Annotated in this window: 9 protein-coding genes; 8 read left to right on the top strand and 1 reads right to left on the bottom strand. The window is 70.6% G+C overall.

The window, feature by feature from the left end; genetic code table 11:
* Positions 1 to 10: 10 nt before the first annotated feature.
* Positions 11 to 700 (bottom strand): maleylpyruvate isomerase family mycothiol-dependent enzyme, encoded by a 690-nt coding sequence (locus tag ACHFIV_RS22620; protein ID WP_398971977.1) that lies wholly within the window; start codon positions 698 to 700, stop codon positions 11 to 13.
* A 176-nt stretch (positions 701 to 876) separates the two neighbouring features.
* Here ACHFIV_RS22620 and uvrA point away from each other — a divergent pair, with 176 nt between their 5' ends.
* The 8 genes from uvrA to ACHFIV_RS22580 all read left to right on the top strand — a co-directional run bounded on the left by uvrA (position 877) and on the right by ACHFIV_RS22580 (position 12,727).
* Entirely contained in the window at positions 877 to 3,897 is a 3,021-nt protein-coding gene (gene uvrA, locus ACHFIV_RS22615) for an excinuclease ABC subunit UvrA (protein WP_398971974.1), read from the top strand.
* 225 nt (positions 3,898 to 4,122) lie between these two features.
* Positions 4,123 to 4,551: a Rieske (2Fe-2S) protein gene (locus tag ACHFIV_RS22610; protein WP_398971971.1), complete on the top strand. Its 429-nt coding sequence runs from the start codon at positions 4,123 to 4,125 to the stop codon at positions 4,549 to 4,551.
* A gap of 72 nt (positions 4,552 to 4,623) precedes the next feature.
* The gene (gene uvrC / locus ACHFIV_RS22605) at positions 4,624 to 6,759 is read left to right on the top strand and encodes an excinuclease ABC subunit UvrC (protein WP_398971969.1); all 2,136 of its coding nucleotides are present in this window, start codon (positions 4,624 to 4,626) and stop codon (positions 6,757 to 6,759) included.
* A gap of 56 nt (positions 6,760 to 6,815) precedes the next feature.
* The gene (gene rapZ / locus ACHFIV_RS22600) at positions 6,816 to 7,721 is read left to right on the top strand and encodes an RNase adapter RapZ (protein WP_398971966.1); all 906 of its coding nucleotides are present in this window, start codon (positions 6,816 to 6,818) and stop codon (positions 7,719 to 7,721) included.
* A complete protein-coding gene (locus tag ACHFIV_RS22595) occupies positions 7,718 to 8,752 on the top strand; it encodes a uridine diphosphate-N-acetylglucosamine-binding protein YvcK (protein ID WP_398971963.1) in 1,035 nt (344 codons plus the stop codon). Before rapZ ends, ACHFIV_RS22595 begins: the two co-directional genes overlap by 4 nt.
* Positions 8,743 to 9,732: a DNA-binding protein WhiA gene (gene whiA, locus ACHFIV_RS22590; RefSeq protein ID WP_018104603.1), complete on the top strand. Its 990-nt coding sequence runs from the start codon at positions 8,743 to 8,745 to the stop codon at positions 9,730 to 9,732. The genes ACHFIV_RS22595 and whiA overlap by 10 nt, the downstream gene beginning before the upstream one ends.
* A gap of 660 nt (positions 9,733 to 10,392) precedes the next feature.
* Positions 10,393 to 11,403, top strand: a complete 1,011-nt coding sequence (gap, locus tag ACHFIV_RS22585) for a type I glyceraldehyde-3-phosphate dehydrogenase (RefSeq protein ID WP_104789935.1) — start codon at positions 10,393 to 10,395, stop codon at positions 11,401 to 11,403.
* 112 nt (positions 11,404 to 11,515) lie between these two features.
* The gene (locus ACHFIV_RS22580) at positions 11,516 to 12,727 is read left to right on the top strand and encodes a phosphoglycerate kinase (RefSeq protein ID WP_398971959.1); all 1,212 of its coding nucleotides are present in this window, start codon (positions 11,516 to 11,518) and stop codon (positions 12,725 to 12,727) included.
* Positions 12,728 to 12,730 lie beyond the last annotated feature (3 nt).

Genomic DNA, 12,730 nt, shown 5'->3' with positions numbered 1-12,730 from the left:
GTGACGCAGCCTATAGCGGCGGCAGCGCGGGAAGGCTGCCGCCCGTCACGGTGAGTGCGGAGCCGTCACGACGCCCGCTGAGCCAGCCGAGGATGTCGGGGGCCGTGCCCCGGACCGTGACCGGATCGCCGTCGGCCCCGCCGCCCGTGGTCCACAGGTGGCCGTCCGCGGTGACCGCCGTCGTGGGGACGACGTCGCGGTGCCCGGCGAAACGCTCGGCCAGGAAGTCGTTCTCCCGGATGACGAACTCCTCCGGCAGGTCCTCCAGCTCGTAGCCCACCCCCAGGTCGACGTGGTGCAGCTCGACCTCCGCCAAGCGGCGGAAGGGGACCCGGGAGGCCGAGTCCGTCACACCGTTGCGCAGGGTGACCCTCCGTGACCAGTCGGCCGGCGCCTCGGCCGCCGCCAGGAAGGCGGCGCCGCTCGCGCGCAGGTCGGAGAGCTGCTCGGCCGGAGGCCGGTGCGCGCCCCGCTCGATGTCGGCGTCCCGGGTTTCGCTGTTCGCGTACATCGGGCGCCCTTGGAGAACATTCAGGAGGGCGTCGGCGTTACGTGACAGGTGGGCAAGAACATGGCCGCGGCTCCAGCCGGGCAGACGCGACGGCTCGGCGACGGCGCCGTGGTCCATCTTGTCCGTGGCGCTGAGCAGCCGATCGGTCGCTTCACGTACAGCTTCCAGGTCGCGCGCATGATCAGTCATGACGCCGAGCGTAGACCCCGCCACTCATTCGGGTGAAGGAGTCTTCGGTCGTCCGTAAATCGAATGCGCGTGCTATACGCTCGGAGTCGAAAGCTTCGTACATCGCTGTGGCGCCCCCCATACCCTGGGACAGGGGCTCAGTTCCCCCACTTCTCTCCAGAAAGGTGCGGACCGGCGTGGCCGACCGTCTCATCGTCCGTGGCGCGCGCGAGCACAACCTGAAGAACGTCTCGCTCGATCTCCCCCGTGACTCCCTCATCGTCTTCACCGGGCTCTCCGGGTCGGGCAAGTCCTCGCTCGCGTTCGACACGATCTTCGCCGAGGGCCAGCGGCGCTACGTGGAGTCCCTCTCCTCGTACGCCCGGCAGTTCCTCGGCCAGATGGACAAGCCGGACGTGGACTTCATCGAAGGCCTCTCGCCCGCCGTCTCCATCGACCAGAAGTCGACCTCGCGCAACCCGCGCTCCACGGTCGGCACCATCACCGAGGTCTACGACTACCTCCGGCTGCTCTTCGCCAGGATCGGCAAGCCGCACTGTCCCGAGTGCGCCAGGCCCATCGCGCGCCAGTCACCGCAGGCGATCGTCGACAAGGTGCTCGGCCTGCCCGAGGGCAGCCGGTTCCAGGTCCTCTCCCCGCTGGTGCGCGAGCGCAAGGGGGAGTTCGTCGACCTGTTCGCCGATCTCCAGACCAAGGGGTACAGCAGGGCCCGGGTCGACGGCGAGACGGTCCAGCTCTCCGAGCCGCCCAAGCTGAAGAAGCAGGAGAAGCACACCATCGAGGTGGTCATCGACCGCCTGACGGTGAAGGAGAGCGCCAAGCGCCGGCTGACCGACTCCGTCGAGACGGCCCTGGGGCTGTCCGGCGGCATGGTCGTGCTCGACTTCGTCGACCTCGAGGCGGACGACCCCGAGCGTGAGCGGATGTACTCCGAGCACCTCTACTGCCCGTACGACGACCTCTCCTTCGAGGAGCTCGAGCCCCGCTCCTTCTCCTTCAACTCCCCCTTCGGCGCCTGCCCGGACTGCACGGGCATCGGCACGCGGATGGAGGTGGACCCGGAGCTGATCGTCCCGGACGAGGACAAGTCCCTGGACGAGGGCGCGATCCACCCCTGGTCGCACGGCCACACCAAGGAGTACTTCGGGCGCCAGATCACCGCTCTGGCCGACGCCCTCGGCTTCCGCACGGACATCCCCTGGGCCGGGCTCCCGCAGCGCGCCAGGAAGGCCCTCCTGCACGGCCACAAGATCCAGACCGAGGTCCGCTACCGCAACAGGTACGGGCGCGAGCGCGCCTACACCACGCCCCGCTTCGAGGGCGCGGTCCAGTACGTCAAGCGGCGGCACTCCGAGGCCGAGAGCGACTCCAGCCGGGAGCGCTTCGAGGGCTACATGCGCGAGGTCGCCTGCCCGACCTGTGAGGGCACCCGGCTCAAGCCGCTGGTCCTCGCGGTGACGGTGATGGAGAGGTCCATCGCCGAGGTCGCCGCGATGTCGATCAGCGAGTGCGCCGAATTCCTCGGACGCCTCAAGCTGACCGCACGCGACAAGAAGATCGCCGAGCGGGTCCTCAAGGAGGTCAACGAGCGGCTGAAGTTCCTCGTCGACGTCGGCCTCGACTACCTCTCGCTCAACCGCGCGGCCGGCACCCTGTCCGGCGGCGAGGCCCAGCGCATCCGGCTCGCGACCCAGATCGGTTCGGGGCTCGTCGGCGTGCTGTACGTGCTGGACGAGCCGTCCATCGGCCTCCACCAGCGGGACAACCACCGGCTGATCGAGACCCTGGTCCGGCTCCGGGACATGGGCAACACGCTCATCGTCGTCGAGCACGACGAGGACACCATCAAGGTCGCCGACTGGGTCGTCGACATCGGCCCCGGCGCGGGTGAGCACGGTGGCAAGGTCGTCCACTCCGGCTCGCTCGAGGAGCTGCTGGCCAACAAGGAGTCGATCACCGGCCAGTACCTCTCGGGCAAGAGGGCGATCGAGATGCCGGACGTCCGGCGTCCCGTCGACCCGAAGCGCACGCTCACGGTGCACGGCGCCCGGGAGAACAACCTCCAGGACATCGACGTCTCCTTCCCGCTCGGTGTGCTCACAGCCGTCACCGGCGTGTCCGGATCGGGCAAGTCGACCCTGGTCAACGACATCCTCTACACCCACCTCGCACGCGAGCTCAACGGCGCGAAGTCGGTCCCCGGACGGCACACCAGGGTCGACGGCGACGACCTCGTCGACAAGGTCGTCCATGTCGACCAGTCGCCGATCGGCCGTACGCCCCGGTCGAACCCGGCCACGTACACCGGGGTCTTCGACCATGTCCGCAGGCTGTTCGCGGAGACGATGGAGGCGAAGGTGCGCGGCTACCTGCCGGGCCGCTTCTCGTTCAACGTCAAGGGCGGGCGCTGCGAGAACTGCTCGGGCGACGGCACGATCAAGATCGAGATGAACTTCCTGCCGGACGTGTACGTCCCGTGCGAGGTCTGTCACGGTGCGCGCTACAACCGGGAGACGCTGGAGGTCCACTACAAGGGCAAGTCCATCGCCGAGGTACTGGACATGCCGATCGAGGAGGGCCTCGAGTTCTTCGAGGCCGTCCCGACGATCGCCCGGCACCTGCGCACGCTCAACGAGGTGGGCCTCGGCTATGTGAGGCTCGGCCAGTCCGCCCCGACGCTCTCCGGCGGTGAGGCGCAGCGGGTGAAGCTGGCCAGCGAGCTGCAGAAGCGCTCCACGGGCCGCACGGTCTACGTCCTGGACGAGCCGACGACCGGTCTGCACTTCGAGGACATCAGCAAGCTCATCTCGGTCCTCTCGGGCCTGGTCGACAAGGGCAACACGGTGATCGTCATCGAGCACAACCTCGATGTCATCAAGACCGCCGACTGGGTCGTCGACATGGGCCCCGAGGGCGGCAACGGCGGCGGTCTGGTCGTCGCCGAGGGCACCCCGGAGCAGATCGCCTCCGTACCGGCCAGTCACACCGGGAAGTTCCTCCAGGAGGTCCTGGGGGCGGAGCGGATCGGTGAGGCCGCTGTGCCGGCGGCCCGCAGGGCCCGCAAGGCCCCCGCCAAGAAGGCCGTCGCCGCGAAGGCGTCCACTGCCCGCAGGACCGCCACGGCGAGGACGGCCGCGAAGGCGACGGCCGTGCAGCCCGCGCCCGAGAAGAAGGCCGCCCGCGCGCGGAAGGCCTGACCCGCGCCGGGACAGGGCGGTACCCCGCACAGGGGCCGCCCTGTCCCGCCGTGCCCGCCCCAGCCGCCGGGCTCCTCAGGGGCCGGTCGCAGGGCCGGCGTTCTCCGCCGGTATCGTCGGGTCTGTCGCCCGTGCCCTCAGGTGCGGCCCGTGCCCGGTCTCCGTGGCACCCGGTGCCCCGGACGGTGACGGCGGCTCTCTGTCCCCCCGACCAGTGGAGACCGCATGTCCGGCCTGCCCGCCGCCCGCCGTACCGTACTGAAGGGCGCCGCGCTCGCCGGTGCCGCCGGGCTGGGAGCGGCAGCCTGTTCGACCGACTCGAAGCTCGGCCACGCGCAGACACCGACGCCCACCGCGCCCGTGGAGCTCGGTGCCGCGGACGAGGTCCCGGTCGGCGGGGCGAAGCTCTACCGGGAGCAGCGGGTCGTCGTGAGCTGCCCGGCGGCCGGCCAGTACAAGGCCTTCAGCGCGCAGTGCACCCACGCGGGCTGCCTCCTGGACAAGGTCGAGGGAAACGAGGGCAACTGCCCCTGTCACGGCAGTCGCTTCGACATGACCACCGGCAAGGCGCTGCAGGGGCCGGCCACGGTGCCGCTGCCCTCCGTCCCCGTGCGGCTCGAGGGCGGAAAGCTCGTCGCGGGTCCCGGGGTCTGACAGGCCCTCGCTCCCCGGCCCCCGGGACCCGGAAATGCCGCTCTGTCACTGCCCGCCAGTAGGGTGTAGGACATGGCAGACCCCTCCAGCTACCGCCCCAAGCCGGGACAGATCCCCGACTCCCCGGGGGTCTACAAATTCCGCGACGAGCACCGCCGTGTGATCTACGTCGGGAAGGCCAAGAACCTCCGTCAGCGCCTGGCCAGCTACTTCCAGGACCTGGCCGGCCTGCACCCGCGCACCCGCACGATGGTGACGACGGCCGCCTCCGTGGAATGGACCGTGGTCTCCACCGAGGTCGAGGCGCTCCAGCTGGAGTACTCCTGGATCAAGGAGTTCGATCCCCGGTTCAACGTCAAGTACCGCGACGACAAGAGCTACCCCTATCTCGCGGTCACGCTCAACGAGGACTTCCCCCGCGTCCAGGTCATGCGTGGCGCCAAGAAGAAGGGCGTGCGCTACTTCGGCCCGTACGGGCACGCGTGGGCGATCCGCGAGACCGTCGACCTGATGCTCCGGGTCTTCCCCGTGCGCACCTGCTCCGCCGGTGTCTTCAAGAACGCCGAACGGACCGGCCGCCCCTGCCTCCTCGGCTACATCGGCAAGTGCTCCGCCCCGTGCGTCGGCCGTGTCACCCCCGAGGAACACCGGGACCTGGCCGAGGACTTCTGCGACTTCATGGCAGGCCGCACCGGCACGTACATCCGCCGCCTCGAGAAGGACATGATGCAGGCGGCCGAGGACATGGAGTACGAGCGGGCGGCCCGGCTGCGCGACGACGCGGGGGCGCTGAAGCGCGCCATGGAGAAGAGCGCCGTCGTCCTCGCCGACGCCACCGACGCCGACCTGATCGCGGTCGCCGAGGACGAGCTCGAGGCGGCGGTCCAGATCTTCCACGTGCGCGGCGGACGGGTGCGGGGCCAGCGCGGCTGGGTCACCGACAAGGTCGAGGCCGTCGACACGGCCGGCCTGGTGGAGCACGCGCTCCAGCAGCTGTACGGGGAGGAGGCCGGCGACTCGGTTCCCAAGGAGGTCCTGGTCCCGGCGCTCCCCGAGGACCCGGACGCCGTGTCCGAGTGGCTCGCGGGCCGCAGGGGGTCGCAGGTCAGCCTGCGGATCCCCCAGCGGGGTGACAAGAAGGACCTGATGGTCACGGTCCAGCGCAACGCCCAGCAGGCGCTCGGGCTGCACAAGACCAAGCGCGCGTCCGATCTCACGACGCGCTCCCGCGCACTCGAGGAGATCGCCGAGGCGCTCGGTCTGGACACCGCTCCGCTGCGCGTCGAATGCTTCGACATCTCGCACCTCCAGGGCGACGACGTGGTCGCGTCCATGGTGGTCTTCGAGGACGGCCTCGCCCGCAAGAGCGAATACCGCCGCTTCCAGATCAAGGGCTTCGAAGGCCAGGACGACGTGCGGTCGATGCACGAGGTCATCGGCCGCCGTTTCAGGCGCTACCTCCAGGAGAAGGAGCGCACGGGGGAGTGGGAGGAGACCCCGGCGCCCACGGGACCCGTCCCCGCCGGGACGGCGGACCGCGCCCCCGCGTCCGTGGGTCCCGCTTCCGCCGGGCCCACGGCCCCCTTCCCCGCGGCACCCGCACCGGCTGGGCCCGTACCCGGCGCGGCGGGTGCGGCGTCCGAGGACCCCGCCGTCCGGGAGGAGCCCCGCGAGGACGACGGACGACCCAAGCGGTTCGCCTATCCGCCGCAGCTCGTCGTCGTCGACGGAGGGCAGCCCCAGGTCGCCGCCGCCAAGCGGGCCCTGGACGAGCTGGGCATCGACGACATCGCCGTCTGCGGCCTCGCCAAGCGCCTCGAGGAGGTCTGGCTGCCCGATGACGACGACCCGGTGGTCCTGCCGCGCTCCAGCGAAGGGCTCTACCTGCTCCAGCGCATCCGGGACGAGGCCCACCGCTTCGCCATCACCTATCAGCGGGCCAAGCGTGCCAAACGCATCCGCAGCAGCCCCCTGGACGACGTGCCGGGCCTCGGCGAGACCCGCAAGCACGCGCTGATCAAGCACTTCGGCTCCGTCAAGAAGCTTCGGCAGGCGACAATCGACGAGATCTGCGAGGTGCCGGGGATAGGGCGCAGGACCGCGGAATCGGTGGCCGCCGCCTTCGCGGCGGCCGCCCCGGCCGCGCCCGCCGTGAACACCGCCACAGGAGAGATCATCGAAGAGGACGACGGGGGCAGCAGGACATGACCGAGCAGGCACATGAACGCCAGGACGCACGCGGCCGAGCAGACGGAGCAGCACACGTGAGTACGGGAAGCACCACGGAGAAGGCCGAGGTCACCACGCCCGCCATCCCCGAGCTGGTGATCATCTCGGGTATGTCGGGCGCGGGGCGCAGCACCGCCGCCAAGTGTCTGGAGGACCTCGGCTGGTTCGTCGTCGACAACCTGCCGCCCGCGCTGATCCCCACGATGGTGGAGCTCGGCGCCCGGTCCCAGGGCAACGTCGCGCGCATCGCGGTCGTCGTCGACGTCCGGGGCCGTCGGTTCTTCGACAACCTCAGGGAGTCCCTCGCCGACCTGGAGGCCAAGCACGTCACCCGGCGGATCGTCTTCCTGGAGTCCTCCGACGACGCCCTCGTGCGCCGGTTCGAATCGGTCCGCCGCCCGCACCCGCTCCAGGGCGACGGCCGCATCGTCGACGGCATCGCGGCCGAACGCGACCTGCTGCGTGAGCTGCGGGGCGACGCCGACCTCGTCATCGACACCTCCAGCCTGAACGTGCACGAACTGCGGGCCAAGATGGACGCGCAGTTCGCCGGCGACGAGGAGCCCGAGCTCCGGGCGACGGTGATGTCGTTCGGCTTCAAGTACGGGCTTCCCGTCGACGCGGACCTGGTCGTCGACTGCCGCTTCCTCCCGAACCCGCACTGGGTCCCGGAGCTCCGCCCCTTCACCGGGCTCAACGAGGAGGTGTCCGGCTACGTCTTCGACCAGCCGGGCGCCAAGGAGTTCCTCAACCAGTACACGGAGCTGCTGCAGCTCATCGCCGCCGGTTACCGGCGCGAGGGCAAGCGCTACGTGACCATCGCGGTCGGCTGCACGGGCGGCAAGCACCGTTCCGTCGCGATGTCCGAGAAGCTGGCCTCCCGGCTGGCCACCGAGGGGATCGAGACCGTCCTCGTCCACCGGGACATGGGGCGCGAGTGACCAGTCGCCATCTGCGTCAGCGCCGGCTGAGCAGGGCCACTGCCGCGCTCTCCGGCCGAAAGCGCGGCGCGCAGCCCAAGGTCGTCGCCCTCGGCGGCGGCATGGGGCTGTCGGCCTCGCTCACGGCGCTCCGCCGGATCACCGGCGACCTCACGGCCGTGGTGACCGTCGCCGACGACGGCGGTTCCAGCGGCCGGCTCCGGGAGGAGCTCGGCGTCCTTCCCCCGGGCGACCTGCGCAAGGCGCTCGCCGCGCTCTGCGGGGACGACGAGTGGGGACAGACCTGGGCCCAGGTCATCCAGCACCGCTTCGAGTCCAAGGGCGATCTGCACGAGCACGCGGTGGGCAACCTGCTCATCGTCGCCCTCTGGGAGCAGCTGGGCGACCACGTCCAGGCCCTCGACCTGGTCGGCAAGCTCCTCGGAGCACACGGCCGGGTGCTGCCGATGTCCGCCGTCCCCCTGGAGCTCCAGGCGCTCGTCCGGGGCCACGACCCGGAGAGTCCCGACGACACGGTCGTCGTGCGCGGGCAGGCGACGGTGGCGCTGACCCCCGGCGAGGTGCAGTCCGTCCACGTCGTGCCGGCCGACCCGCCGGCGGTCCCCGAGGCGGTGGCCGCGGTCCTGGACGCCGACTGGGTGGTGCTCGGCCCCGGGTCCTGGTTCTCGTCCGTGATCCCGCACCTGCTGGTGCCCGAACTGCTCGACGCGCTGGTGACCACGAAGGCCCGTAAGGTCCTCTCGCTGAACCTCGCACCGCAGCCCGGTGAAACAGAAGGCTTCTCACCGCAGCGTCATTTGGAGGTTTTGGGACGACACGCCCCTAAACTCGCCATGGACGTGGTGCTGGCCGACGAGGCCGCCGTGCCCGACCGCGAGTCCCTCGCCGACGCCGCACAGCGGCTCGGAGCCGCGGTCGAGCTGGCCCCCGTGGCCTCACCCGACGGCGTTCCGATTCATGATCCGGAGCTGTTGGCCGCCGCGTACGACCGTATTTTTCGGATGCATGGAAGGATCGGCCCATGGCGATGACGCCAGCGGTGAAGGACGAAGTCTCCCGGCTTCCCGTGACCCGGACCTGCTGCAGAAAGGCGGAGGTCTCGGCGATTCTTCGGTTCGCGGGCGGGCTGCACCTGGTGAGCGGCCGGATCGTGATCGAGGCCGAACTGGACACGGCGATGGCCGCGCGCCGGCTCAAGCGGGACATCCTGGAGATCTTCGGGCACAGCTCGGAGCTGATCGTGATGGCCCCCGGCGGACTGCGCCGGGGCTCCCGCTACGTCGTACGGGTGGTGGCCGGCGGCGACCAGCTGGCGCGTCAGACCGGCCTGGTGGACGGCCGTGGCCGCCCCATCCGCGGCCTGCCCCCGCAGGTGGTCTCGGGGGCCACCTGCGACGCCGAGGCGGCCTGGCGCGGCGCCTTCCTGGCCCACGGTTCGCTCACCGAGCCGGGCAGGTCCTCCTCGCTGGAGGTGACCTGCCCCGGCCCGGAGGCCGCGCTCGCCCTCGTGGGCGCCGCCCGCAGGCTCTCCATCGCGGCCAAGGCCCGGGAGGTGCGCGGGGTCGACCGTGTCGTCGTCCGCGACGGTGACGCGATCGGGGCCCTGCTGACCCGTCTCGGTGCCCACGAATCGGTCCTGGCCTGGGAGGAGCGCCGGATGAGGCGTGAGGTCCGCGCCACGGCCAACCGGCTCGCCAACTTCGACGACGCCAACCTGCGCCGCTCCGCCCGCGCCGCGGTCGCCGCGGGCGCCCGTGTGGGGCGCGCGCTGGAGATCCTGGGCGAAGAGGTCCCGGAGCACCTCGCGGCGGCGGGGCGGCTGCGCATGGAGCACAAGCAGGCCTCCCTGGAGGAGCTGGGAGCGCTCGCCGACCCGCCGCTGACCAAGGACGCGGTCGCCGGACGGATCAGGCGCCTGCTGGCCATGGCCGACAAGCGGGCGCAGGACCTCGGTATCCCGGGCACGGAGTCGACCCTCAGCGAGGAGCTGGCCGACGGCCTCGTGGGCTGAGAACGGCAGGAGAGTACCGGCCGCGCCGTCGGGAGCGGCCGGATCGCCCGCCGTGGGCCCACCGCTGACGGCGGGCGGCGGCATTTCCCCGGCGGTGCGAGTCAGCCATTCCGAATGAGGCGGACGGCATTTCCGCAATACTTCCGAGTGCGGCCCCGCACGATTGAGCGGTGTGGACTTCCGCAGTTCCGGCCCGTGCACCCTCGAAAACGCGCAGCCGGCCCGGCGGGCATTATCGATTGAGTGTCGGGCCGCCCAGTTGAGCGTGGAACTCGCGGCCCGTCGCGGCGTACCGGAAACGCGCCGCCGCGGCTCCCTCGCCGTCGTCGGCGGCAGACGGGCCGCGACCGCCGAGCCCGAGCCGGTGACTCCCCGTGACGCCGGGTGGGCGCCCGCCGCGCGACCGCAAGGGGCCGGGCCCGGGCGGTCGTTGACGCTCGGTGACCGCGCGGCGGGCGGGGAGGGCCTCCGCCGTCGGCTCCGCCGCCCCGGGTGGCCGGAATCCCGTTCTCCTACTCGGCAGTAAGCGGATCCCCCTTCGTACCGGCGCTCTCGATGTCACTTCGGAGGCCGGGGAGAGGTAGGGTCGGAGGCGGTCGGGGACATCCCTATAAAACTCGCCGGCATCGAAACCGGCGTTCCTAACGAGGAGATCGGTTCGTGACGATCCGCGTAGGCATCAACGGCTTTGGCCGCATCGGTCGTAACTACTTCCGCGCGCTGCTGGAGCAGGGTGCGGACATCGAGATCGTGGCTGTCAACGACCTGGGTGACACTGCGACCACGGCTCACCTGCTGAAGTACGACACCATCCTGGGTCGTCTCAAGGCAGAGGTCAGCCACACCGCCGACACCATCACCGTCGACGGCCACACCATCAAGGTGCTCTCCGAGCGCAACCCGGCCGACATCCCCTGGGGTCAGCTGGGCGTCGACATCGTCATCGAGTCGACCGGCATCTTCACCAAGAAGGCCGACGCCGAGAAGCACATCGCCGGCGGCGCCAAGAAGGTCCTCATCTCGGCTCCGGCCAAGGACGAGGACATCACCATCGTGATGGGCGTCAACCAGGACAAGTACGACGCGGCCAACCACCACGTCATCTCCAACGCCTCCTGCACCACCAACTGCGTGGCGCCGATGGCCAAGGTCCTCGACGAGAACTTCGGCATCGTCAAGGGCCTGATGACGACGGTCCACGCGTACACGAACGACCAGCGCATCCTGGACTTCCCGCACTCGGACCTGCGTCGCGCCCGCGCCGCCGCCGAGAACATCATCCCGACCACGACGGGCGCCGCCAAGGCGACCGCCCTGGTCCTCCCGCAGCTCAAGGGCAAGCTCGACGGCATCGCGATGCGTGTCCCGGTCCCGACCGGTTCCGCCACCGACCTCGTCGTGACCCTCCAGCGCGAGGTCACCAAGGACGAGGTCAACGCCGCGTTCAAGAAGGCCTCCGACGACGGCGACCTCAAGGGCTTCCTGACCTACACCGAGGACCCGATCGTGTCCTCGGACATCGTCGGCGACCCGTCGTCCTGCACCTTCGACTCCTCCCTGACCATGGTCCAGGAGGGCAACTCGGTGAAGATCCTCGGCTGGTACGACAACGAGTGGGGTTACTCCAACCGCCTCGTCGACCTGACCGTCTTCGTCGGCGGCCAGCTCTGATCCTAGGATCGGCAGGCATTCAGGTGTGATGTGAGGGGCTCGGACGGCGCGACGCGGCGCCGTTCGAGCCCCCTCGCATGCTCATCCGTCCGTCCAAGGAGTATGGGAACAGATGAAGACGATCGACGAACTTCTCGCCGAAGGGGTCGCGGGCAAGCGGGTATTCGTCCGTGCCGACCTCAACGTGCCGCTGGACGGCACCACGATCACCGACGACGGCCGCATCCGTGCCGTCGAGCCCACGGTCGCCCGGCTCGCGGCAGCGGGGGCCCGGGTCGTCGTCGCCTCGCACCTCGGCCGCCCGAAGGGCGCCCCGGACCCGGCCTTCTCGCTGGCGCCCGCCGCCGCGCGTCTGGGTGAGCTGCTCGGCACCGAGGTCGCCTTCGCCACCGACACCGTCGGTGAGTCCGCCCGCGCGACGGTCGCCGCCCTCGCCGACGGCCGGGTGGCCGTCATCGAGAACCTCCGCTTCAACGCCGGTGAGACGTCCAAGGACGACGCCGAGCGCGGCGCCTTCGCCGACCGGCTCGCCGAGCTCGCCGACGTGTACGTGGGTGACGGCTTCGGTGCCGTCCACCGCAAGCACGCGTCGGTCTACGACCTGCCCGCCAGGCTGCCGCACGCGGCCGGCGGCCTCATCGCCACCGAGGTCGGCGTCCTCAAGAAGCTCACCGAGGACGTCGCGCGCCCGTACGCCGTGGTCCTCGGCGGAGCCAAGGTCTCCGACAAGCTCGGGGTCATCGACCACCTGCTGGAGAAGGCCGACCGCATCCTGATCGGCGGAGGCATGGCGTACACCTTCCTCAAGGCCAAGGGCCACGAGGTGGGCATGTCGCTGCTCCAGGAGGACCAGGTCCCGGCCGTCCAGGGGTACCTCAAGCGGGCCGAGGAGCTCGGTGTGGAGTTCGTCCTCCCCGTCGACGTCCTGGTCGCGCGCGAGTTCCCGGACCTGAAGACCAAGGCGCCGGCGAACCCCACCACGGTCGCAGCCGACGCCATCCCGGCCGACCAGGAGGGTCTGGACATCGGTCCCGAGACCCGCAAGCTGTACGCAGCGAAGCTCGCCGACGCGGCCACCGTCTTCTGGAACGGCCCGATGGGCGTCTTCGAGCACCCCGACTACGCCGAGGGCACCAAGGCGGTGGCCCAGGCACTCGTCGACTCCCGGGCCTTCAGCGTCGTCGGCGGCGGGGACTCCGCCGCCGCGGTCCGCATCCTGGGCTTCGACGAGAACGCTTTCGGCCATATCTCGACCGGTGGCGGCGCCAGCCTCGAATACCTCGAAGGCAAGACGCTTCCCGGACTCGCCGCACTGGAGGACTGACCC

The organism is Streptomyces sp. ALB3 (assembly GCF_044385685.1).
Classification (GTDB): Bacteria; Actinomycetota; Actinomycetes; order Streptomycetales; family Streptomycetaceae; genus Streptomyces.
This window is presented reverse-complemented; position numbering and strand designations above follow the sequence as displayed.

Bases quoted from the DNA above. Each gene is read 5' to 3' on its own strand.
- ACHFIV_RS22620 (WP_398971977.1), bottom strand. From the start codon at position 700: ATGACTGATCATGCGCGCGACCTGGAAGCTGTACGTGAAGCGACCGAT.
- ACHFIV_RS22610 (WP_398971971.1), top strand. From the start codon at position 4,123: ATGTCCGGCCTGCCCGCCGCCCGCCGTACCGTACTGAAGGGCGCCGCG.
- ACHFIV_RS22580 (WP_398971959.1), top strand. From the start codon at position 11,516: ATGAAGACGATCGACGAACTTCTCGCCGAAGGGGTCGCGGGCAAGCGG.
- whiA (WP_018104603.1), top strand. From the start codon at position 8,743: ATGGCGATGACGCCAGCGGTGAAGGACGAAGTCTCCCGGCTTCCCGTG.
- uvrC (WP_398971969.1), top strand. From the start codon at position 4,624: ATGGCAGACCCCTCCAGCTACCGCCCCAAGCCGGGACAGATCCCCGAC.